Below are 22,790 nucleotides of genomic sequence, written 5' to 3'. Positions count from 1 at the left end.
TTCTACGTGGCGCACCGCCCTGCGCGAAGGGTTTGGCGATGGACGCGGCTCAATCAAGGATCACCAGCCGGTTGGGCAGCTCGTTGCGCGCCTGGGTCGGCGGCACATGCTCGCTGAGCAGCGCGCCGCAGGCTTCGATGCATTCGACAAAGCCCTGCAGCGTGTTGCCCTGGCGGACCTGTTCGGTAAAGCGCGCCACCATCGCCTCGCGGGCGCGCGCCGGCAAGTGCCGGGCGATGCCTTCATCTACCAGGATTTCCACATGCTGCTCAGCCTCGCTGACGAATATCAGCACACCGGTCGCGCCGGCAGTCAGTTGCAGGTTGAGCTCGAGAAACTGCTGGCGGGCCAGGCCCGAGGCGCGCCGGCGGCGCAGAATGGCCGGCACCAGCCAACAGGCCAGGCGCGGGTGACGCAACAGCAGGCACAGGCTGATGAAGGTCAAGGTCTGCGCCAGCAACAAGGCATTCAGGCCGATGCCGCCCTGCCAGCGGTGCAGCAGCAGCGGGATCAACAATGCCAGCAGTGCAGCCCACAGCAGCGGCAGGTACGGGTAATCGTCGGCGCGGCGCGCAAGTACCGTCACCAGTTCCGCGTCGGTACGCCGCTCGGCGCGAGCGATCGCCTCGGCGATCTGGCGCTGTTCGTATTCGGTCATGCCATCGTCTCTCGGGCGTTCTTATCATTGTTATCCCGGCATCGGGCTGGGCAGAGTGTATCTCAACATTGGCGGTAGATAAGGCATAATCGCCGGCTGCCACAGGTTCAAAACAGTGCAGCCCGGCTACGACGTACGCCTGGGGCATTGAACAATAAACAGCTGCCTGAACAACTTCGGCCGCGCACGGCCTTCGTGCCCGCCTTTATAACGGAATCGACGATGAAACTGTCCTTGCTGGGCCTGGCCATGGCCCTCGCCAGCCAGGCGGCCCTAGCCGCCCCTACCGCCCCGCCCCTGCAAGACAAGCAGGCCTTCATCGCCCATCTGCTCGGGCAAATGACCGAAGCCGAAAAAATCGGCCAGTTGCGTCTGATCAGCATCAGCCCGGAAATGCCCCGCGAGAAGATCCGCGAAGAAATCGCCGCTGGCCGTATTGGCGGTACGTTCAACTCGCGCACCGCCCCGGAAAACCGGCCAATGCAGGACGCTGCCATGCGCAGCCGTCTGAAAATCCCGATGTTCTTCGCCTACGACACCATCCATGGCGAACGCACCATCTTCCCGATCAGCCTGGGCCTGGCCGCAACCTGGGATATGGACGCCATCGCCAAGGTCGGCCGCACCTCGGCCATCGAAGCCTCGGCCGATGCGCTGGACATGACCTTCGCGCCAATGGTCGACATCGCCCGCGACCCACGCTGGGGCCGTACCAGCGAAGGCTTTGGCGAGGATACCTACCTGACCTCGAAGATCGGCCAGGTGATGGTCCGTTCGTTCCAGGGCTCAAGCCCGGCCAACCCCGATAGCATCATGGCCATCGTCAAGCACTTCGCCCTGTATGGCGCAGTGGAAGGCGGGCGCGACTACAACACCGTCGATATGAGCCCGGTGAAGATGTACAACGACTACCTGCCGCCCTACCGCGCCGCACTGGATGCCGGCGCGGGCGGGGTGATGGTGGCGTTGAATTCGATCAACGGCGTACCGGCCACCTCCAACACCTGGCTGATGAACGACCTGCTGCGCAAGGACTGGGGTTTCAAGGGCGTCACCATCAGTGACCACGGCGCCATCCAGGAGCTGATCCGCCATGGCGTGGCCCGCGACGGCCGCGAGGCGGCCAAGCTTGCGATCAAGGCCGGTATCGACATGAGCATGAACGACTCGCTGTATGGCGAAGAGCTGCCGGGGCTGCTCAAGTCCGGTGAAGTGAGCCAGGCCGAACTCGACCAGGCCGTGCGCGAGGTGCTCGGCGCCAAGTACGACATGGGCCTGTTCAAAGACCCATACGTACGCATCGGCAAAGCCGACACCGACCTTGCCGACTACTACGGCAACGACCGCCTGCACCGCGAGGCCGCCCGTGATGTAGCGCGCCGCAGCCTGGTTTTGCTTGAGAACAACAAACAGACCCTGCCGCTGAAAAAGGCCGGCACCATCGCCCTGGTCGGCCCGCTGGCCGACGCCCCGATCGACATGATGGGCAGTTGGGCCGCCGACGGCCGCCCCGAGCACTCGGTGACCGTGCGTGAAGGCCTGGTCCGCGCCACCGTCGGCAAGGCCAAGCTGGTTTACGCCAAAGGCTCGAACGTCACCGGCGACAAGGCGATGTTCGATTACCTCAACTTCCTCAACTTTGCCGCACCCGAGATCATCAACGACCCGCGCCCAGCGGCGGTGCTGATCGACGAAGCGGTCAAGGCCGCGCAGCAGTCGGATGTGGTGGTGGCGGTGGTTGGCGAATCGCGCGGCATGTCCCATGAATCGTCAAGCCGCACCACCCTGGAAATCCCGGCGGTGCAGCGCGACCTGATCAAGGCCCTCAAAGCCACCGGCAAACCGCTGGTGCTGGTGCTGATGAACGGCCGCCCGCTGTCGATTGCCTGGGAACGCGAGCAGGCCGATGCCCTGCTGGAAACCTGGTTCAGTGGCACCGAAGGCGGCAACGCCATTGCCGACGTGCTGTTCGGCGACTACAACCCATCCGGGCGCCTGGCCATCACCTTCCCGCGTTCGGTCGGGCAGATCCCGATGTACTACAACCACATGCGCATCGGCCGCCCGTTCACCCCAGGCAAGCCGGGCAACTACACATCGCAGTATTTCGAAGAGCCCAACGGCCCGCTGTACCCGTTCGGCTACGGCTTGAGCTACACCAGCTTCGAGCTGTCGGGCTTGCAGCTTTCCCAGGCCACGCTCAAGCGCGGCGGCACCCTGCAGGCCAAGGTCACGGTGAAGAACACCGGCAAGCGCGACGGCGAAACCGTGGTGCAGTTGTATGTGCAGGACGAAAGCGCCTCGATGAGCCGCCCGGTCAAAGAACTGAAGAACTTCCAGAAGCTGCTGCTCAAGGCCGGCGAAGCCAAGACCTTGACCTTCGACATCAGTGAGCAGGACCTGAAGTTCTACAATAGCCAGCTGCAGCATGTGGCCGAGCCTGGGCAGTTCAATATCCAGGTTGGCCTGGACTCGCAGAACGTGCAGCAGCAAAGCTTCGAACTGCTCTGACCCAGCGCGCCAGGCCCCGCCCCACCGCCCTCGCGCCGTGGGGCGGGCGAGCTCCGCGAAGCACCACCACCGACCACCGAACCTGCGGACCTTTGCCCATGCCCTCACCCATCCGCGCTGTGCGCCTGGGCCTGATCATCCTGCTGATCGTGGTCGGTACCGTACTCAGCGCCGGCTGGGCCATGCACCAGGCCAAGCGCGAATCGATGCAACTCGATGCGCAGCGCGCCAACCAGCAACTGGGCCTGTACGCCAACGCCTTGCACACCCTGATCGAGCGCTATCGCGCCCTGCCTGCGGTGCTGGCGCTGGACCCCGAGCTCATCGATGCCCTGAGCAGGCCGCTGAGCGAGCCGGTGCAGCACGCGCTGAACCTCAAGCTTGAACGTATCAACGGCGCGGCCAACTCCTCGACCCTGGAGCTGCTCGACGCCAGCGGCCTTGCCATTGCCGCCAGCAACTGGCGCTTGCCCACCACCTACGTCGGCTCCAACTATGGCTTCCGGCCCTACTTCAAACAGACCCGCGTCCAAGGCAGCGGGCGTTTCTATGCTGTCGGCGTGACCAGCGGCGTACCGGGTTACTTTTTATCCAGCGCCGTGAGCAATGCACAGGGGCAGTTTTTGGGTGCCATGGTGGTCAAGCTTGAGTTCCCCGAGCTTGAGCGCGAGTGGCGCCAGGGCAGCGATATCCTGCTGGTCAGCGACGCGCGCGGCATTACCTTCATTGCCAACCAGGACGGCTGGCGCTATCGCGAACTGCTACCGCTGACGCCTGCGGACCGCGCCGAGCTTGAGCAGACCCGCCAGTACGACAAGCAACCGCTGGTGGCCCTGCACAGCCAGGTGCTGACGCGTTTTGCCGAGCACAGCCACCTGTCCCGCGTGCAAGGCCCGCAGGGCAGCGTCGACTACCTGTGGGAAAGCCTGCCATTGCCCGCCGAAGGCTGGACCTTGCACCTGCTGCGCAAGCCGCAGGTTGCCGAGGACGAGCGCAACGCCGCCCTGGCCGCTGCTGCCGTCTGGCTGAGCCTGGTGTTCGCCGCGCTGTTTGTCAGCCAGCGCATGCGCCTGGCCCGCATGCGCCAGCGCAGCCGCGAAGAGCTCAAGCGCCAGGTCGAGGAGCGCACCCGCGAATTGCGCACCGCCCAGGAAGGCCTGGTGCAGTCGGCCAAGCTGGCGGCGCTGGGGCAGATGTCCGCCGCCCTCGCCCACGAAATCAACCAGCCGCTGACCACCCAGCGCATGCAGCTCGAAACCCTGCGCCTGCTGCTCGACCATGGCCGCCATGAGCAGGCGCGCCAGGCCCTCGAACCCCTGGAGCAGATGCTTACGCGCATGGCCGCGCTCACCGGCCACCTGAAGACGTTCGCCCGCAACAGCCCCGGCGGCCTGCGCGAGCGCCTGGACTTGGCCACGGTTGTCGATCAGGCGCTGCACCTGCTGGAGCCGCGCATCCGCGACGAAGAAGTGGAAGTGGCGCTGTACCTGGCACGCCCGGCCTGGGTGCGCGGCGATGCCATCCGCCTGGAGCAGGTGCTGATCAACCTGTTGCGCAATGCCCTCGACGCCATGGCCGATAAACGCTACAAACGCCTGGAAATACGTATCGAGTCCGATGCCGAGCTGTGGCGCCTGAGCGTGCTCGACTCAGGGGGCGGCATTGCCGAGGCCGACCTTGGTAAAGTCTTCGATCCGTTCTTCACCACCAAACCGGTCGGCGAAGGCCTGGGCCTGGGCCTGGCCATCTCGTATGGCATCGTTGCCGATGCCGGCGGCGCTCTGCAGGTCGAGAACCTGCCTGGCGGCGCCCGCTTCAGCCTGACCCTGCCGCGCGACCTGGAGCCTGCATGTTGAATTCCGTGATCGTCGTCGATGACGAAGCCAGTATCCGCAACGCCGTTGAGCAGTGGCTGAGCCTGTCCGGCTTCAATGTGCAGCTGTTCGCCCGCGCCGAAGAATGCCTGGCGCAGTTGCCGCCGGACTTCCCCGGGGTAATCCTCAGCGATGTGCGTATGCCCGGGCTTTCCGGCATGCAGTTGCTCGAACGCCTGCAGCAGCTCGACGCCGGCCTGCCGGTGATCCTGCTGACCGGCCACGGCGATGTGCCGATGGCGGTCGAGGCAATGCGCAACGGCGCCTACGATTTTCTGGAAAAACCGTTCACCCCGCAGCACCTGATGAGCAGCCTCGGCCGCGCCCTTGAAAAACGCCAGTTAGTGCTGGAAAACCGCCGCCTGCATGAGCAGGCCGACCTCAAGGTGCAGCTGGAAGGCACCCTGCTCGGTATGTCCCAGGGCCTGCAACAGTTGCGCCGCCAAGTGCTGGAGCTGGCGGCGCTGCCGGTCAATGTGCTGATCCGTGGTGAAACCGGCAGCGGCAAGGAACGCGTTGCTCGCTGCCTGCACGACTTCGGCCCGCGCGCCGGCAAGCCCTTCGTCGCCCTCAACTGCGCGGCCATTCCCGAAGCGCTGTTCGAAGCCGAGCTATTCGGCCACGAAAGCGGCGCCTTTACTGGCGCCCAGGGCAAACGTATCGGCAAGCTTGAATATGCCAACGGCGGTACGGTGTTTCTCGACGAGATCGAAAGCATGCCGCTGGCCCAGCAGGCCAAGCTGCTGCGCGTCATCCAGGAGCACAAACTCGAACGGCTGGGCGCCAACCAGAGCATCGAGGTGGACCTGCGAATCGTCGCCGCGACCAAACCCGACCTGCTCGAAGAGGCCCGCGCCGGGCGTTTCCGAGAAGACCTCGCCTACCGCCTGAACGTTGCCGAGCTGCGCCTGGCGCCGCTGCGTGAGCGGCGCGAGGACATCCCGCTGCTGTTCGAGCATTTTGCCCGCAGTTGCGCCGAGCGCCTGGGCCGTGAGGCGCAGCCGGTCAGTGGTGCGCAGCTGGCGCAACTGCTGGCCCACGACTGGCCGGGCAACGTGCGTGAGCTGGCCAACGCCGCCGAACGGCATGCGCTGGGGCTGGCCTCGCCGAACCAGGCGCAGGCTGCCGACGGGCAATCGCTGGCCGCGCAGATGGAGGCGTTCGAAGCGCAGTGTCTGCGCGCAGCCTTGCGCCAGCACCAGGGCGAAATCAAAGGGGTGATGGAGGCGTTGCAACTGCCTAGGCGCACGCTCAACGAAAAGATGCAGCGCCATGGGCTGTTGCGTGAGGATTTTCTTGCGCCTTGATAAGCGGATTATTGCCTATTGGGCGGCTTGGATAAGCGGAAAATCGCCTATTGAGGGGGCAATACTGCAGACTCATCGCGGGGCCAGCCCGCTCCCACAACGTACGCGCTAAGCCTGTCGGGCCGTTAAAACGGGGATGCCTGGGCTTCGGTGCACACAAACGGATCGCCTTGCCCTCATTTGGCACAGGTTCTGCAAAAGCCTTCTCAAGCTGCGCTCAGCGCGCCCCACAAAAACAACGAGAAGGTATCCCTGATGGATAACACCAGCCCCCTGCCCGCGGGAGCCGGCGCCGCGTCTGCAGCGCCTAAAACCACCTCCAGCCGCCTCAAGTCGATTTTCAGCGGCTCTATCGGCAACATGGTCGAGTGGTACGACTGGTACGTCTACGCCGCATTTTCCCTGTACTTCGCCAAGGCCTTCTTCCCCGCCGGCGACACCACCGCACAACTGCTCAACACCGCCGCGATCTTCGCCGTGGGCTTCCTGATGCGCCCGATCGGTGGCTGGCTGATGGGCCTGTACGCCGACCGCAAGGGCCGCAAGGCCGCGCTGATGGCCTCGGTGCTGCTGATGTGCGCAGGCTCGCTGGTCATTGCCCTGACCCCAGGTTACGAAACCATCGGCGTTGCCGCGCCCGTGTTGCTGGTAATCGCGCGCCTGATGCAAGGCCTGTCGGTGGGCGGTGAATACGGTACCTCCGCCACTTACCTGAGCGAAATGGCCACCAAGGAACGCCGTGGCTTCTTCTCAAGCTTCCAGTACGTGACGCTGATCTCGGGCCAGCTCATCGCCCTGGCCGTGCTGATCATCCTGCAGAACACCCTGACCACCGAAGAGCTGTACGCCTGGGGCTGGCGTGTACCCTTCGTGATCGGCGCGCTGTGCGCGGTGGTTGCGCTGTACCTGCGCCGTGGCATGGAAGAAACCGCTTCCTTCACCAAGAAGGAAAAGGCCAAGGAAAGCATGATGCGCACCTTGATGCGCCACCCCAAGGAACTGCTGACCGTTGTCGGCCTGACCATGGGCGGCACCCTGGCCTTCTACACCTACACCACCTACATGCAGAAGTACCTGGTCAACACGGTGGGCATGAGCATCAGCGACTCGACCACCATTTCGGCCGCCACGCTGTTCCTGTTCATGTGCTTGCAGCCAGTGATCGGCGCGCTGTCCGACAAGATCGGCCGACGCCCGATCCTGATCGCCTTCGGCGTGCTGGGGACGCTGTTCACAGTGCCGATCCTGACTACCCTGCACACCATCCAGACCTGGTGGGGCGCGTTCTTCCTGATCATGGCCGCGCTGATCATCGTCAGCGGCTACACCTCGATCAACGCGGTGGTCAAAGCCGAGCTGTTCCCCACCGAAATCCGCGCGCTGGGCGTCGGCCTGCCCTATGCCTTGACCGTGTCGATCTTCGGCGGCACCGCTGAGTACGTGGCACTGTGGTTCAAGAGCATTCACCTGGAAACCGGTTACTACTGGTACGTCACCGCCTGCATCGCGTGCTCGCTGCTGGTTTACGTCACCATGAAGGACACCAAGCAACACTCGCGTATCACCACTGACTGATCCGCAGGCTGCAAGGCCCAAAGGGGGCGCTCCGCTTGGCGGGGCGCCCCCTTTTTTGTGGGTCGTGAGCCGAATAGCGGGTTTATTCGGCTCACTGCATGAGCCGAATAGCGTTATTATTCGGCTCATGACTCCTTCATCCCCGTTCTGGATCTGGCAGCAGCCAGGCTGGCCGACCTTCCACTGGAACAGCCAACATCTGGCTGGGTTACTGCGCGAATGCGTGGAAACCCAGGGCCTGTTGCTGGGCAGAGCCGGTGCGGTGGCCGGCCTTGAGGCGGGCAAAGACCTGCTCGACACGCTGCTGCAGAACATCGTCACCTCATCGGCCATTGAAGGCGAACAGCTCAATGTCGAATCGGTGCGTTCTTCACTTGCGCGTCGCCTCGGTATTGAAGAGCCGGGGCCGACCAGCCCGCGCAGTGAAGGCCTGGCTGAGCTGATGCTCGACGCGACCGCCGGCCACGACCACCCTCTCGACCAGCAGCGGCTGTATCGCTGGCACCGCTGGCTGTTCCCAGAAAGCACCGGGGTGCTCACTGCCCCACTGGCTGTGGGTGAACTGCGCGACGCCGCGGCCATGCAAGTCATTTCCGGGCGAATCGACAAACCTACCGTGCATTTCGAAGCTCCGCCGCGTGCGGGGCTCGAGTTGCAACTTGAGCAGTTTCTCGACTGGTTCCAAGCAAGCCGCAGTGACGACCAGCTCGACCCATTGCTACGTGCAGGGGTTGCGCATTTCTGGTTCGTTACCCTGCACCCGTTCGCTGACGGCAACGGCCGCCTGACCCGCGCCCTGACCGACCTTGCCCTGGCCCAGGGCGAGCGTCAGGCAATCCGCTTTTATGCAATGTCTGCCAGCATTCTTGAGGACCGTGTCGGCTATTACCGCGTACTCGAACGCAGCCAGAAAGGCAGCCTGGACATCACCGAATGGCTGCACTGGTTCCTGACCACACTGCTGCGCAGCCTTGAACAGGCGTTGCTGCGTATCGACCGGGTGTTGAACAAAGCGCGCTTCTGGCAGGCGCACCGCGCCGACGGGCTGCTGCCTGAGCAAGTCAAAGTGCTCAACCGCCTGCTCGACGGCGGCCCCAAGGGCTTCGAAGACGGCATCAGCGCCAGCCAGTACCAAACCGTGGCCAAAGTTTCGAAAGCCACGGCCACCCGCCACCTGGCCGACCTGCAGGCCAAAAGCTGCCTTGTACGCTTGCCAGGCGGCGGGCGTAGCACGCGCTACGCCGTGTGCCCGGCTTGACACCGCAGGTCGCGGCTGACGACGCGGGTTGTGGGAGGGCTGACAGGCGTTCGTCGAGCGTTCTTCAGCCATAACTCAAAACCTTCAATGGGATAGCGCTGAGACAGAGCGCAAGAGTGCGCCCAAACACATCCAATTAATCGATTTATATAAGCCATTTTATGCGCTTTTTAATCAAATTAATCGACGTAGCATGGGACTCACAGCAGCAAACAACCCCAACAAAACCCTTGGAGCACCTACCATGAAAAACAAACTGATCCTCACCCTGGCCCTCTCGGTTCTGGCTACTGGCGCCTTCGCTGAAGACGGCTTCGACAACACCAACGCCCACACCTTCGCCGCCGTACAAATCCAATCGGCCAGCTATGCAGAAGATGGTTCCGACCGCACCAACGGCCAACGTTTCGCCGAAGACGGCGCCGACCGCACCAACGGCCAACGCTTTGCCGAAGACGGCGCCGACCGCACCAACGGCCAACGCTTCGCCGAAAACGGCTTCGACAACACCAACGCCCACCGCTTCAGCTGATCACTGATGCGCGTACCCAGCCCGGCTTTTGCCGGGCTTGATCATTTCCAGCCGGGCAAAGGCTTGGCACACTAGGCGCCTCGTCCGCCACCAGGAAGGGCCTTGCGGCCTTACGCAGATGTACTACTACGAACCCGCCAAAGGCCACGGCCTGCCCCACGACCCCTTCAACGCCATCGTCGGCCCACGGCCCATCGGCTGGATCTCCAGCCACGACAGCCACGGGCGCCTGAACCTTGCGCCGTACAGTTTCTTCAACGCCTTCAACTACATCCCACCGATCATCGGTTTCTGCAGCGTCGGGCGCAAAGACAGCCTGAACAATATCGAGCAGACCGGGGAGTTCGTCTGGAACCTGGCCACCCGGCCGCTGGCCGAGCAGATGAACCAAAGCTGCGCAGCCGTTGCCGCAGACGTCGACGAATTCGTTCTGAGTGGCCTCACCCCGGCACCCTCGAACGTGGTCAAGGTGCCGCGCGTGGGCGAGAGCCCGGTGAGTTTCGAGTGCAAGGTGAGCCAGATCATCCAGCTCAACCGCGCTGATCAACAGCCGGTGCCAAGCTGGCTGATTCTGGGTGAAGTGGTGGCGGTGCATATCGCCGAGCATCTGCTCAAGGACGGTATCTACGACACCGCCGCCGCTGAGCCGATTCTGCGTGGTGGCGGCCCGGCTGACTACTTCGCGCTGGGCGAATTGTTCAAGATGGGCCGCCCGCAGGCCTGATCAGTACTGCAACTCTCCGTCTTCGTTTACGCCTTGCAGGCGTTCAAGCTCGGCGCAAGCGGCCTCATCAGCCGCCAACGCGCCTTTGAACAGCTGGCCATCGAGCACCTTGTGAAAGCGCGGGGCACCGCCACCGCGCAAGGCTTTGACGGCGATTGCCGCGTGGTAGCCGCCGCCCTCTGCCGGGACCATTGCCGAAACTGCTTCAAAGTGGGTGAATTCTCTACGTGCCATGCTGCGCTGCGCCTGTGTGATCGGGGCTGCATTCTACACCCTAGGCGAAGGTGTGCAGGTCCAGGCTTGAGACGAACTGCTGCTGCACCAGTTCGCCAAACGCTTGCAGGGTGGGTGAGGCAAAGTAGCCGCGCATCGCCTGCTGGTCGCTCCAGCTGCCGCTGAGCAGCCACAGGTCGGCATCGACCTGCGAGCGCTGCACGTTGAAACTCAGGCAACCTGGCGTGCGCAACGAAGGCTCCAGCAAGTCGCGCAGGCGCATGCCGAGTTCTGCCGAGCGACCGTTGCTGGCGCGGATGAAAGCCAGGTGGGTGACCGGTTGAGTCTGGGTCATGAACGATCTCCTTGAAGCGGTGCGGACGGGATAACCAGGCAGCCAAGGTTAGGCGTTGCCCCGCGCGTGCCGTTAGGCCATTACTGCCGGCCGATTGCCTGATCCTGCACCACGGCAGGATCAGGCAATCGTCGTGCAGCTTTCGACTAGCGCCCGGCATTGCCCAAACCTATGCTGGCCCGGTCTGCCAAGGAAACCCCGCCATGACCCAGCCTCTTGACCCCTCGCTCGAACTTCAGCGCCAGGAACTGGCCGGCCTGATTCTGCGCCACGCCAGCGGCCCGCATGGCCCGGTATCGGCGGTCGAGGATCTGTACCTGTCCGCCTATCGCGAGAACGTGCGTTCGGTGCCGACCCTGGCGCAACCGGCGCTGTGCATCCTGGCCCAAGGCAGCAAGGCGCTGTTTCTGGGCGATGAGCAATATGCCTATGACCCGCTGCACTACATGGTGGTATCGGTAACGCTGCCGCTCAGTGGCGTGCGCCTGGACGCTACCCCGGAAAACCCGAGCCTGGGCCTGCGCCTGGACCTGGACGCGGCTGAAATCAGCCAACTGATTGCCGAAAACGGGCCGATGCTGGTGCCCAACCGGCCATCGGGGCGCGGCCTGTATGTAGAAAGGAGCGACCCGCAGTTGCTCGATGCGCTGCTGCGGCTGGTGCGTTTGCTGGATACGCCGCGCGATATCGCGATGCTGGCGCCGCTGTTTCGTCGCGAGATCCTTTACCGATTATTGCGAGGGCCGCAGGGCCATCGGCTGTATGAAATCGCCCTGGCCAACAGCCAGACGCACCGCGTTTGCCAAGCCATCGCCTGGCTCAACCAGCATTACCAGCAACCACTGCGTATCGAAGACCTGGCCCGCGAGGTGAACCTGAGCACTTCGACCCTGCACCACCGCTTCAAGGCGGTGACCTCGATGAGCCCGTTGCAGTACCAGAAGCAGCTGCGCCTGCAAGAAGCGCGGCGGCTGATGCTCAACGACGGGCTGGAGGCAGCGGTGGCGGCTTATCGGGTGGGCTACGAGAGCCCGTCGCAGTTCAGCCGTGAATACAGCCGACTGTACGGCGCGCCACCGCTGCGCGATGTGGCACGGCTGCGCGCCAGCGCCGGTTGAGCCTCTTGTGGCGAGCAGGCTTGCCCCGCGCAGGGCTGCAAAGCAGCCCTGAAACCCGCGCCGACAGCGCGTTAGAGACTACCGGCAAGCATTCAGCTCGTTACGGCCGCCTGCCATTGGTGTTGGTCGACCTGGATCAGGGTTGGCCGGCGCAGCCCCTGGGCGCGTTGCAACGCGGCCTGCAACTGCGCCACGTCGGCTACCTCCTCGGCAACTGCGCCCAGCGCGCGGGCGACGCCAATGAAGTCGGGGGTGTGGATGTCTACGCCCACCGGCTCGATGGCGCGGTTAAGCATGTACTTCTTGATTTCCTCATAGCCCTGATTGTTCCACAGCAGCACGATCAGCGGCACTTGGGCCTCGACCGCGCTGGCCAGCTCCGGCAGGGTGAACTGCAAGCCGCCGTCGCCAATCAGGCACACCACCGGGGCCTCGGCGCTGCCCAGCCAGGCACCAATGGCCGCCGGCAAGGCATAGCCCAACGTGCCGTAGCCGGTGGAGGCATTGAACCAGCGCCGGGGGGCAGGCATGTCCAGGGTCAGGTTGCCGGTGTAGACCGGTTGCGTCGAATCGCCCACCAGGATGGCCTCCGGCAGCGTGTGCAGGACCGCGTTCAGCAGGGCTGTCTGGCTCAAGGTCGCAGCATCCCAGGTCGCTGCATTGGCCTCCCGCAAGCGGGCGGCGCGCTGGCTGCCCCAGGCGCCCTGCCGCACAGGCTGCGAGTGGCCGTGCAGAGCCATCAGTAGAGCGTGTGCGGCTTGCTGGGCATCTGCAACCAGCGCCAGCGCAGGCAAGTAATTGCGTACCGTCTGGTCAGGGTCGATATCGACGCGCAACAGGCTGCCGGGGATGTCGAAACCACCCTTGAAGGTCACGTCGTAGTCGGTTTCTGCCAGCTCCGTACCGATGGCCAGCACCACATCGGCTTCGGCGACCAACTCGCGGGTAGCGGGCAAGGTCTGGGTCGAGCCGATCTGCAGCGGGTGGCTCGCCGGCAACAGGCCCTTGGCGTTGATGGTCAGCGCTACCGGCGCTTGCAGGTGCTCGGCCAACTGCGCAATTTCAGCGCCGGCATTCAGCGCACCGCCACCTGCCAGAATCAACGGTCGCTGCGCAGCAGCAAGGCACGCCGCCATCTGCGCGACCATGTGCGGCGCAGCACCGGCGCGAGCGGTACGCACCGGGCGTGCGGGCAACAGGTGGTCGGCAGGCTCCACCAGCACATCCAGCGGAATCTCGATATGCACCGGGCGCGGGCGGGCGCCGTCGAATACGGCGAACGCCCTGGCCAGCATCTGCGGCAGGTCAGCGGCGCTCATCAAGGTCTGGGAAAACGCAGCCACCCCCGCGACCAGCGCGGCCTGGTTGGGCAACTCGTGCAGCTTGCCGCGCCCGCCGCCCAGCTGGCTGCACGATTGCACGCTGGAGATCACCAGCATGGGGATGGAATCTGCATAGGCCTGGCCCATGGCGGTGGTGATGTTGGTCATGCCGGGGCCGGTGATGATGAAACACACACCCGGTTTGGCGCGGGTGCGCGAATAGCCATCAGCCATGAACCCGGCGCCCTGCTCGTGGCGCGGGGTGATATGGCGGATCGACGACCCCGCCAGCCCGCGATACAGCTCCACGGTATGCACACCAGGAATACCGAAGACATGCTCCACGCCATAGCCTTCGAGGAGTTTGACCAGCACTTCGCCACAGGTTGCCATTATCCAATACCCGATTCTTGTTGAAATCAGTCTTCATGGAAACAAGCCGCTGCTACCGCGACAATGCAAAAAAACACATACTCGCCATGTCCTCACATCATGGCTTACACCAATGTCCCGTCTGCCGCCGCTGCCTGCCCTGCACACCTTCCTGATCACCGCCCGGCACTGCAACTTCACCCGCGCGGCGGCGCAGTTGCACATCACCCAGGGCGCGGTCAGCCGCCAGATCGCCGCGCTGGAGGAGCAACTGGGTTACCCGTTATTTCTGCGCCAGGCGCGGGGGCTGGCGCTGACCCGCGAGGGCCAGGACTGGTTGCCCCGCGTGCAGCAGGTGTTTGCCCTGATCGAACAAGGCGTGCAGGAAGTGGGTGGGCGCAGCGCGACGTTGCAGCTCAAGGCGCCGACCTGTGTGATGCGCTGGCTGTTGCCACGCTTGATGGAGTGGCAGGCGCTGCGCCCGGACGTGCCGGTCGAGCTCACCACCACCGTGCAGCACGGTGTGGATTTTCGCCGTGAGGGCTTCGATGCCGCCGTCATCTATGGCGCGGTGCCCAATGCAGGCCAACAGGTCTGCAAGCTGTTCGATGAGCAACTGACACCGGTCTGTGCCCCGTCATTGCTCGACGGCCCGCTGCCGTTGCGCAAGTTGCAAGACCTGGCGCGGCACATGCTGCTTCACCCCTCGCGCGACGAGCATGACTGGCAGTTGTGGCTGCAAGCGGCGGGTGTCAACTTCGAGCTGCAAGGGCCGAGGCAGCATTTTGAAACCCTGGACATGGCGATGGCCATGGCTTCGCAAGGCACCGGCGTGGCGATAGGTGATTGGGCGCTGATCGGCGATGACCTGCGCAGTGGGCGGCTGTGCATGCCGTTTGCGCTGAAGGTGATGACGGGCAAAGGCTATTACCTGGTCAGCCCAGGCAAGGCCGTGGCGCCGGGGTTGGCGCAGTTGATGGCGTGGCTGCAGGCGCGCAGTGCCGGGGTGTAGCTGGCACCGGCTATGCCGGTTTTCGCGGGGCAAGCCCGCTCGCCACAAGGAGATATATCTGGCGGGAACAGGCTTGTACAAAACCATAGAATCTCCCACAGGATCTGGGCAAGGCCTCAATATTGCGACTATGCGCGATCTCTTTCGGAGCGGGCTTGCTTGGAATGCCCGCCCGCCGCGAATGGCCGCAACGCGGCCCCGGCTATGTGTGGCCCGGCTCAATACCCAACGGTAAACCGCGCCCGCGAATGCGCCGGCTTTTCCAGCTCATCAAGCAAAGCAATGGCGTAATCGGCAAAGGTGATCCAGCTTCGACCATCAGCGCCAATCAACAAGTGATCCTTGCCCAGCACATAGCCCCCGCTGCGTTCACCTTCGACAAACTCTGCCGACGGCGAGAGAAAGGTCCAGTCCAGCGCCGGCTCCTGGCGCAGCGTCTCGAGAAACTGCGCCCCGGCGGTGGCTTCGGCTTTATAAGCCTCGGGGAAATCCGGACTGTCGATCACCCGCTGCCCCGACGGCAGCAACAGGCTACCGGCGCCGCCCACCACCAGCAGGCGCTTGACGCCGGCACGCTTGACCGGCTCGATGATGGCCTGCGGCGCAAGGGTGGCAAAATGCGCGGCGCTCAATACGGCGTCAGTACCGGCAATGGCCGCTTGCAGCGCCGCGCTGTCCTTGGCGTCCAGCGCCTTCACGGTTACGCCTTCGCGCCCCTGCAACACCGAGGGGTCGCGGGCGATGGCCACGACACTGTGGCCACGGCGCAGCGCTTCTTCCAGCAGTTGGCTGCCAGCACGCCCGGTGGCGCCGATAATTGCGATCTTGCTCATGGGAGATACTCCGTCAGGTGAATAGGGGTTACCACTTCATTTCGCCCTTGGCGACCTTGGCGCTCAGCTCAAGCGAGCTCTCGTCGGCAAGGCCCGGGTAGCGCTGCTTCATCGCTGCGATCAGCTCGGCGGCGTTGGCCGCCTTGGCAGCCTCTGCGTCAAAGGCGCGGATGTAATCGGCGGTGAAACGCACCGCCTGCACATTGCGGCTGCTGTCACCCAGGTAGTGGCCGGGGATCACCGTGCGCGGCTGCAGGCGCTCGATAGCGGCCAGGGTGGCGAGCCAATCGGCATGCGACTGGGCACTTTGCGTATCGGCCATCCACACATGAATATGCTCGGACACCACCACGCCACCGACCACGGCTTTGATGGAGGGAATCCAGACAACACTGCGTTCAGGCTGCGGGCCATCCAGCCCGACCACCTCCAGAGCCTTGCCTTCCAGCTCCAGCCGATTGCCTTCCAGTACCGCAGGCAGCAGCAGTTTTGCCGGGCGGTCGGTCCCCATCTGCGGGCCCCAGTACGCCAGCTTGGCGTCCATGGTCTGGCGAATGTGGGCAACGGTTGCCGCCGAGGCGACCACACGGGCCTGGGGGAAGGCCTGGGTGATGGTATCCAGGCCGAAGTAATAGTCCGGGTCGCCATGGCTTATATAAATAGTGGTCAAGCGCTTGCCGCTGGCGCGCAGGCGTTGCACCAGCTGGGCGGCCTGGGCCTTGCCGAACTGGGCGTCGATCAGGATGGCGTCATGCTGGCCACTGACCACCACCGAGCTGACCGGGAAGATGGCCTCGCTGCCAGGGTTGTAGACGTCCAGCGACAGCGGCTCGGCGGCAACGGCAACGGGGCCGGTGAGCAGCACACTGGCCAGCAACAGCCCGCGCAGCGGAGTGAATAGAGACATGGGCGGTTCCAGTAACGATGCGAAGAACCACAGCTTAGTTGCCCGATCCGATACAAAAAATGCGATGCTTCGACATAGTTTATTTCTGAAATCGGGCAAATCATGGACCGGCTCAACGCCATGCGCGTGTTTGTCAGCGTCGTCGACCTCGGCAGCCAGTCGGCGGCGGCCGATCATCTGGGGCTTTCACGGCCCGTGGTCTCGCGCTATCTGGCAGAACTTGAGGACTGGGTGGGCGCGCGGCTGATGCAGCGCACCACCCGCAAACTCAGCCTGACCGCCGCAGGCCAGGAAACCCTGCCCCGGTGCCGGCAGATGCTCGCGCTGGCAGGCGACCTGCAAGACGCCGTGCGCCAGCCCGACGATGCGCCACGCGGCGAGCTGCGCATCAGTGTCAGCACCTCATTCGGCCAGGCCCAGTTGGTGGATGCGCTGGCGGCCTACATCAAGCGCTACCCAGGGGTGAAGGTGGAGCTACAGATGCTCGATCGCACGGTCAACCTGGTGGATGAGCGCATCGACCTGGCTATTCGAACCAGCAGCGACATCGACCCCAGCCTGATAGCCCGGCGCCTGAGCGTATGCCGCTCGGTGATATGCGCAAGCCCGGCCTACCTCGATGAACATGGCACGCCGCAGCAGGTGGCGGACCTTGCCCTGCACAACTGCCTGACCCACGCCTATTTCGGCCATAACCTGTGGCATTTCGAGGTGCAGGGTGTGGAACTTGCGGTACCGGTGCAGGGCAACATCAGCGCGAACGAGGCGATGACCTTGCAGCGTGCGGCGCTGGCTGGGGTGGGTATTGCCATGCTGCCCAGTTACCAGGCCGCCAGTGCCATTCGCAGCGGCGAGCTTGTGCGCTTGCTACCTGGTGCCCGGCCGCGAGAGCTGACCTTGAGTGCGGTGTACACCTCACGCAAGCACATGCCCGCAAGCCTGCGCAGCATGGTGGATTTTCTGGTGGAGCGGTTTGCCGGGGAGCCGGAGTGGGATCGGGGGTTGGGGATATAGCCGGTGTTTCAGGGCAAGCCTGTCCCGGCCTCATCGCAGGCTGTCGCCAGCTCCCACAGGGGCCTCAGCCAGACATCAATATCGCAGCCTGACGCGGCCTCTGTGGGAGATTCTATGGTTTCAGGCAAGTCGCTTTTGATTGTGTAGGAGCGGCCTTGTGTCGCGAAAGGGCTGCGAAGCGGCCCCAGGATTTGTGCCTCATGCAGATTCGTCGGGGCTGCTACGCAGCCCTTTCGCGACACGAGGCCGCTCCTACAGACATCGCGCACCGCCCCAACACCAGGCCTGGCCCAGATTCCTGTGGGAGCTGGCGACAGCCTGCGATGAGGCCCGAGCGGGGGCTACCGAGAACGGCTCAGCCACCCAGGGCCAGGTGAGGCGCTTACTCCTCGACGCTCATGTATTCCTTGGCCCAGCGGATGTAGTCCTCAGGCTGGGTATAGGTATGCGAAAGCTCGGTAGCGCTGAGGTTTTCCGACTTGTTCTGCTGGCCGCGCTGCAGGCGCAGGCAGTCGTAGGTGGCTTTGATCGCTGCAAAGTAAGCGGCGTGGCCGTCGACCACGATACGCACGCCAAGCCGCGCCAGGCGCTCGTCGTCGCGCAGGTTCGGGTTGCCGTAGGTCACCAGCATCAGCGGCACGGTCAGGTGCTCGGCGATCTGTTCGAGGTGATCGAAGTCCTTCACACCCACCATGCAGATACCATCAGCCCCGGCCTTCTGGTAGCTCTGCGTGCGCACGATGATTTCTTCGGTGGTGAGCACGCCTGCGTTGGTCCGGGCAATAATGGCCAGCGAAGCGTCAACCCGCGCCTCCAGGGCTGCACGGATCTTGCCCACGCCTTCGTCCACCGAAATCAGGTCAGTGGATTTGCGCCCGAACTGGGCCGGCAGCAAGGTATCTTCGATGGTCAGCGCCGCAACGCCTGCGCGCTCCAGTTCAACCACCGTGCGCATCACGTTCAGGGCATTGCCGTAACCGTGATCGGCATCGGCGAGTACCGGCAACTGCGCGACGCGGCCGATGCGGGTGGCCTGCTCGACGAACTCGCTCAGGGTAATCAGGGCAAAGTCCGGAGCGGCCAGCACCTGCAAGGAGGCGACCGAGCCGCCGAGGATGCCAACTTCAAAACCCAGGTCGGCGGCGATGCGCGCGGACATGGGGTCAAACACCGACGCGGTGTGATAGCACGAACCTGACGCAAGCAGCTCGCGGAAGGCAAAACGCAGATCTTGGTGGGAAGCCTTGGGCATGATCACTCCGCTTGTAATAAGAAATGTTGAACGGCTGACAACCGACCCCTGTACCGGGTCTACCTGACTGTTCCAACCGTCGCCATCAGGGCGGTCATGCTCGACATGCAGGCAGAGGAATAGAAGGTGTGGACTTACTGCAACGCGAAACCCTGCGACAAATGGTTGCACCAAGTCGGTGCAGCCCGCGGATTTCAGCCTCTGCGGCCCTCGCACGATATCATGCTGCCATGCAGGTAATGACCAATGCGCTAATGCCGATCTTGCATAGGGGATGCACGTACTACATAGGTAGCTACCTAAGTCAGGGTACAATCGGCGCATTACAAACTGACTGATCGCGCCAAGAAGCCCGCGATTGCAACCGTGAAGGTATGCCGTGACTGCCGCCCTGCCCCCCAACGCCTTGCGCAGTGTATTGACCGCCCTGATGCTGGCGATCTTCCTTGGCGCCCTCGACCAGACCATCGTTGCCGTGTCGATGCCAGCCATTTCCGCCCAGTTCAACGATGTCGGGCTGCTGGCCTGGGTCATCTCCGGCTATATGGTGGCCATGACCATCGCCGTGCCGATCTACGGCAAGCTCGGCGACCTGTATGGCCGCCGGCGCATGATCCTGACCGGTACCGCGCTGTTCACCCTGGCCTCCATCGGCTGCGCCCTGGCCCAGGACATGCCGCAACTGGTACTGGCGCGGGTGCTGCAAGGCATAGGTGCAGGCGGCATGGTCTCGGTCAGCCAGGCGATCATCGGCGACTTCGTGCCGCCCCGCGAGCGGGGCCGCTACCAAGGCTATTTCAGCAGCATGTATGCCTTGGCCAGCGTAGCTGGGCCGGTGCTGGGCGGCTGGCTGACCGAGTACCTGTCGTGGCGCTGGGTGTTCTGGATCAACCTGCCGCTCGGCGTGGTGGCGCTGTGGGTGATCCACCGCGCCCTGGCGGGCATCCCGGTCAAACACCGCCAGGCGCAGGTGGATTATACCGGCGCGGTGTTGATGATCATCGGCCTGGGCAGCTTGCTGCTGGGCATCACCTTGGTCGGCCAAGGCCACGCCTGGCTGTCGCAGCCGGTGCTGGCACTGATGGGCGCGGCGCTGCTCGGGCTGCTGGTGTTCATCGCCCATGAGCGGCGCTGCCGCGAGCCGTTGCTGCCGATGAGCCTGTTCGGCAACCGCGTGGCAGTGCTGTGCTGGGGGGTGATTTTCTTTGCCAGCTTCCAGTCCATTTCGCTGACCATGCTGATGCCGCTGCGCTACCAGAGCATCACCGGTGCCGGCGCCGACGCGGCGGCGTTGCACCTGCTGCCACTGGCCATGGGCCTGCCGCTGGGCGCGTTCACCGGCGGGCGCATGACCAGCCGCACCGGGCGCTACAAACCGCAGATTCTGGCCGGCGCCGTGCTGATGCCCATGGCGATTGCTGCCATGGCCATGACGCCGCCGCAGTCGGCGCTGCTCAGCGGCTTGTTCATGTTGTTGGCGGGGGTTGCCTGCGGGCTGCAGTTTCCGACCTCGCTGGTGGGCACCCAGAGCGCGGTCGAAGCGAAGGATATTGGTGTGGCGACCAGCACCACCAACCTGTTCCGCTCACTGGGCGGGGCGATGGGCGTGGCGTGCATGTCCAGCCTGTTGCTGGGGCTGCTGCACAGCGGCGGCCTGGACGTGATTGGCAACCCATTGCTGGGTAGCCTCAAGGCCGGGCAGGCAGACCTGCTGGCCCAGGGCCGCTTGCTGGAGACCTTCCGCCATCTGCTGCTGGGCAGCGCCGGGGTTGCCCTGCTGGGCCTGCTGGCGGCGCTGGCGCTGCCGGATAAACAACTACGCGGGCACTGAAGCCGCCCGCCAACCGGTAAAGACGGGCTTAATCTTGCGTTAACGCACCAAGGGCAACACTTGCTCACAAACCTTCACAAAGTGCTATTTGCGTAGTGCCGGGCTCAAGCGCAGCATATCCAGCCCGGCGTCGACCCACTTTTCAGCATCGCGCAGCAGTTCGAAGCTGTCCGGCAGCAGCAGCCAGCGCCCGATCAACCCGTCGATATAGGCAAACATCGCAACGGCCGCGCGGTCGCAATCAAGGTCGGCCGGCAGCTGTTCGCGGCGTACCGAATTTTTCATCGCCAAGGCTATGCCTTCATGGCAGTCGAGCACGGCACTCTGGCGCTGCAGGCGAATCTCACACATGTCATCGGTGAACTCGCACTTATGGTGCAGGATTTCATTGATCCGCCGGGTCCGGGCGTTGAGTACCAGGTCGCTGAACACTTGCAGCAGCAGCTTGCGCATACAGCCAAGCGGGTCCAGTTCGTCTTCGCTTTCACTGGCGCGCGCCAAGTGGTCATGGGTTTCGTGCAGGCTGTCGAGCAGCGCCTGCACCAAGTCCGCCTTGTTGCTGAAATGCCAGTAGATGGCGCCGCGGGTCACCCCGGCCAGCTCGGCAATGTCGGTGAGAGTGGTGCGCGCAACCCCGCGCTTGTAGAACGCCTTCTCCGCCGCCTCGATAATCTGGGCGCGGGTTTCCTGGGCTTCTTCTTTGGTTCGACGGACCATGGCAGCACAACCTCATCATGCCCTGCGCAGTTGGCAGGCGGAATTCAACCCGGAGCTGCCTCTTCAGGGCGTCCGCCGGTAACAATTATTTACCACCTGACCGCTAGAAAGGGCCGGTTGGTAGTATTTACAAACAACCATGAATGTAAGTATATTCCTTAGCAAGCTATTAATCCAACTGATAGCATTTTTCTGACAGAACACTTCATCTATTCTTGAGCTCCCCCGCTCCTGCGACCCGAGGATCCTCATGCAACTCAAGCCAGCTGTTACCGCTCTGGTTTCCGCCATCGCCCTGGCCACACTGCTCAGCGGCTGTAAGAAAGAAGAGGCGCCGCCCGCGGCGCAGGCTCCTCAGGTCGGCGTCGTCACCCTGCAACCCCAAGCCTTCACCCTTACCTCGGAACTGCCGGGGCGTACTACCGCCTTCCGCGTGGCCGAGGTTCGCCCGCAGGTCAACGGCATCATTCTCAAGCGCCTGTTCAAGGAAGGCAGCGAAGTGAAGGAAGGGCAGCAGCTCTACCAGATCGACCCTGCCGTCTACGAGGCAACCCTGGCCAACGCCCAGGCCAACCTGCAAGCCACCCGCTCGCTGGCCGAACGCTACAAGCAGTTGATCGATGAGCAAGCCGTTTCCAAACAGGAATACGACGACGCCAACGCCAAACGATTGCAGGCCGAGGCTTCGCTCAAGAGCGCGCAGATCGACCTGCGCTACACCAAGGTGCTGGCCCCGATCAGTGGCCGTATCGGCCGCTCCGCCTTTACCGAAGGTGCCTTGGTGAGCAATGGCCAGACCAACGCCATGGCTACCATCCAGCAACTCGACCCGATCTACGTCGACGTGACCCAGTCCACCGCCGAGCTGCTCAAGCTGCGCCGTGACCTGGAAAGCGGCCAATTGCAGAAGGCCGGCGAAAACGCCGCCCAGGTGCAACTGGTGCTCGAAGACGGCAGCCTGTTCAAGCAACAGGGCCGCCTGGAGTTCTCTGAAGTTGCCGTCGACGAAACCACCGGTTCCGTGACCCTGCGTGCGATCTTCCCGAACCCAGAGCACACCTTGCTGCCAGGCATGTTCGTCCACGCGCGGCTCAAAGCTGGGGTCAACGCCAACGCCATCCTGGCCCCGCAACAAGGTGTGACCCGCGACCTCAAAGGCGCGCCTACCGCCCTGGTGGTCGGCCCGGACAACAAGGTCGAACTGCGTCAGCTCAAGGCCAGCCGTACCCTGGGCACAGATTGGCTGATCGAAGACGGCCTCAAGGCCGGCGACCGCCTTATCACCGAAGGCCTGCAATACGTGCGCCCAGGGGTCGAGGTCAAGGTCAGCGAAGCCACCAACGTCAAGAAGCCGGGCAGCCCTGATCAGGCGGGCGCCGCGAAAGCCGACGCCAAAGCGGAGTAA

Annotated in this window: 20 protein-coding genes; 12 read left to right on the top strand and 8 right to left on the bottom strand. The window is 63.8% G+C overall.

The window, feature by feature from the left end; genetic code table 11:
- Window positions 1-49 precede the first annotated feature (49 nt).
- The gene (locus HU719_RS02385) at window positions 50-658 is read right to left on the bottom strand and encodes a TPM domain-containing protein (protein WP_186535694.1); all 609 of its coding nucleotides are present in this window, start codon (window positions 656-658) and stop codon (window positions 50-52) included.
- A gap of 222 nt (window positions 659-880) precedes the next feature.
- Here HU719_RS02385 and bglX point away from each other — a divergent pair, with 222 nt between their 5' ends.
- The 7 genes from bglX (at window position 881) to HU719_RS02350 (ending at window position 10,439) form a co-directional block, all read left to right on the top strand.
- Complete coding sequence (gene bglX, locus HU719_RS02380; protein WP_186535693.1) at window positions 881-3,169, top strand: beta-glucosidase BglX; 2,289 nt, start codon at window positions 881-883, stop codon at window positions 3,167-3,169.
- 98 nt (window positions 3,170-3,267) lie between these two features.
- Window positions 3,268-5,025 carry a sensor histidine kinase gene (locus HU719_RS02375; RefSeq protein WP_186535691.1) on the top strand — a complete coding sequence of 586 codons (1,758 nt, stop codon included), beginning with the start codon at window positions 3,268-3,270 and terminating at the stop codon, window positions 5,023-5,025.
- A complete protein-coding gene (locus HU719_RS02370) occupies window positions 5,019-6,350 on the top strand; it encodes a sigma-54-dependent transcriptional regulator (RefSeq protein ID WP_186535689.1) in 1,332 nt (443 codons plus the stop codon). Before HU719_RS02375 ends, HU719_RS02370 begins: the two co-directional genes overlap by 7 nt.
- Before the next feature lie 255 nt (window positions 6,351-6,605).
- Window positions 6,606-7,925 (top strand): MFS transporter, encoded by a 1,320-nt coding sequence (locus tag HU719_RS02365; protein ID WP_186522146.1) that lies wholly within the window; start codon window positions 6,606-6,608, stop codon window positions 7,923-7,925.
- Between the two features lie 127 nt (window positions 7,926-8,052).
- Entirely contained in the window at window positions 8,053-9,183 is a 1,131-nt protein-coding gene (locus HU719_RS02360) for a Fic family protein (protein WP_186535687.1), read from the top strand.
- A 244-nt stretch (window positions 9,184-9,427) separates the two neighbouring features.
- Window positions 9,428-9,715 (top strand): hypothetical protein, encoded by a 288-nt coding sequence (locus HU719_RS02355; protein ID WP_186522150.1) that lies wholly within the window; start codon window positions 9,428-9,430, stop codon window positions 9,713-9,715.
- A 118-nt stretch (window positions 9,716-9,833) separates the two neighbouring features.
- Window positions 9,834-10,439: a flavin reductase family protein gene (locus HU719_RS02350; protein WP_186522152.1), complete on the top strand. Its 606-nt coding sequence runs from the start codon at window positions 9,834-9,836 to the stop codon at window positions 10,437-10,439.
- Here HU719_RS02350 and HU719_RS02345 read toward each other — a convergent pair whose 3' ends face one another.
- Window positions 10,440-10,673, bottom strand: coding sequence for a hypothetical protein (locus HU719_RS02345; protein WP_186535686.1), 234 nt, complete (start codon window positions 10,671-10,673; stop codon window positions 10,440-10,442). It abuts the gene before it with no gap.
- A gap of 40 nt (window positions 10,674-10,713) precedes the next feature.
- Entirely contained in the window at window positions 10,714-11,007 is a 294-nt protein-coding gene (locus tag HU719_RS02340) for a putative quinol monooxygenase (RefSeq protein WP_186522156.1), read from the bottom strand.
- Between the two features lie 203 nt (window positions 11,008-11,210).
- Here HU719_RS02340 and HU719_RS02335 point away from each other — a divergent pair, with 203 nt between their 5' ends.
- Window positions 11,211-12,125, top strand: a complete 915-nt coding sequence (locus tag HU719_RS02335) for an AraC family transcriptional regulator (RefSeq protein ID WP_186535685.1) — start codon at window positions 11,211-11,213, stop codon at window positions 12,123-12,125.
- 92 nt (window positions 12,126-12,217) lie between these two features.
- Here HU719_RS02335 and HU719_RS02330 read toward each other — a convergent pair whose 3' ends face one another.
- The gene (locus HU719_RS02330; RefSeq protein WP_186535684.1) at window positions 12,218-13,840 is read right to left on the bottom strand and encodes a 5-guanidino-2-oxopentanoate decarboxylase; all 1,623 of its coding nucleotides are present in this window, start codon (window positions 13,838-13,840) and stop codon (window positions 12,218-12,220) included.
- Window positions 13,841-13,952: 112 nt separating this feature from the next.
- Here HU719_RS02330 and HU719_RS02325 point away from each other — a divergent pair, with 112 nt between their 5' ends.
- Window positions 13,953-14,831: a LysR substrate-binding domain-containing protein gene (locus HU719_RS02325; RefSeq protein ID WP_186535683.1), complete on the top strand. Its 879-nt coding sequence runs from the start codon at window positions 13,953-13,955 to the stop codon at window positions 14,829-14,831.
- Window positions 14,832-15,049: 218 nt separating this feature from the next.
- Here HU719_RS02325 and HU719_RS02320 read toward each other — a convergent pair whose 3' ends face one another.
- Complete coding sequence (locus tag HU719_RS02320) at window positions 15,050-15,664, bottom strand: NAD(P)-dependent oxidoreductase (RefSeq protein ID WP_186536261.1); 615 nt, start codon at window positions 15,662-15,664, stop codon at window positions 15,050-15,052.
- A gap of 28 nt (window positions 15,665-15,692) precedes the next feature.
- Window positions 15,693-16,571 (bottom strand): MBL fold metallo-hydrolase, encoded by an 879-nt coding sequence (locus HU719_RS02315; RefSeq protein ID WP_186536262.1) that lies wholly within the window; start codon window positions 16,569-16,571, stop codon window positions 15,693-15,695.
- Between the two features lie 102 nt (window positions 16,572-16,673).
- On the opposite strand from HU719_RS02315, the gene HU719_RS02310 reads away from it, so the two are divergent.
- Window positions 16,674-17,585 (top strand): LysR family transcriptional regulator, encoded by a 912-nt coding sequence (locus tag HU719_RS02310; protein WP_186536263.1) that lies wholly within the window; start codon window positions 16,674-16,676, stop codon window positions 17,583-17,585.
- Between the two features lie 382 nt (window positions 17,586-17,967).
- Here HU719_RS02310 and HU719_RS02305 read toward each other — a convergent pair whose 3' ends face one another.
- Complete coding sequence (locus tag HU719_RS02305; protein WP_186520298.1) at window positions 17,968-18,837, bottom strand: isocitrate lyase/PEP mutase family protein; 870 nt, start codon at window positions 18,835-18,837, stop codon at window positions 17,968-17,970.
- 379 nt (window positions 18,838-19,216) lie between these two features.
- Between HU719_RS02305 and HU719_RS02300 the strand changes: the two genes are divergently transcribed.
- Complete coding sequence (locus tag HU719_RS02300; protein ID WP_186536264.1) at window positions 19,217-20,668, top strand: MDR family MFS transporter; 1,452 nt, start codon at window positions 19,217-19,219, stop codon at window positions 20,666-20,668.
- 84 nt (window positions 20,669-20,752) lie between these two features.
- Here HU719_RS02300 and HU719_RS02295 read toward each other — a convergent pair whose 3' ends face one another.
- Window positions 20,753-21,385 carry a TetR family transcriptional regulator gene (locus HU719_RS02295; protein WP_186520300.1) on the bottom strand — a complete coding sequence of 211 codons (633 nt, stop codon included), beginning with the start codon at window positions 21,383-21,385 and terminating at the stop codon, window positions 20,753-20,755.
- 250 nt (window positions 21,386-21,635) lie between these two features.
- On the opposite strand from HU719_RS02295, the gene ttgA reads away from it, so the two are divergent.
- Entirely contained in the window at window positions 21,636-22,790 is a 1,155-nt protein-coding gene (gene ttgA / locus HU719_RS02290; RefSeq protein ID WP_186520301.1) for a toluene efflux RND transporter periplasmic adaptor subunit TtgA, read from the top strand.

Origin of the sequence: Pseudomonas farsensis, assembly GCF_014268805.2 — a bacterium.
GTDB classification, from domain to species: domain Bacteria; phylum Pseudomonadota; class Gammaproteobacteria; order Pseudomonadales; family Pseudomonadaceae; genus Aquipseudomonas; species Aquipseudomonas farsensis.
Note: the sequence above shows the minus strand (reverse complement) of the source record. Positions and strands in the feature narration are given on the sequence as shown.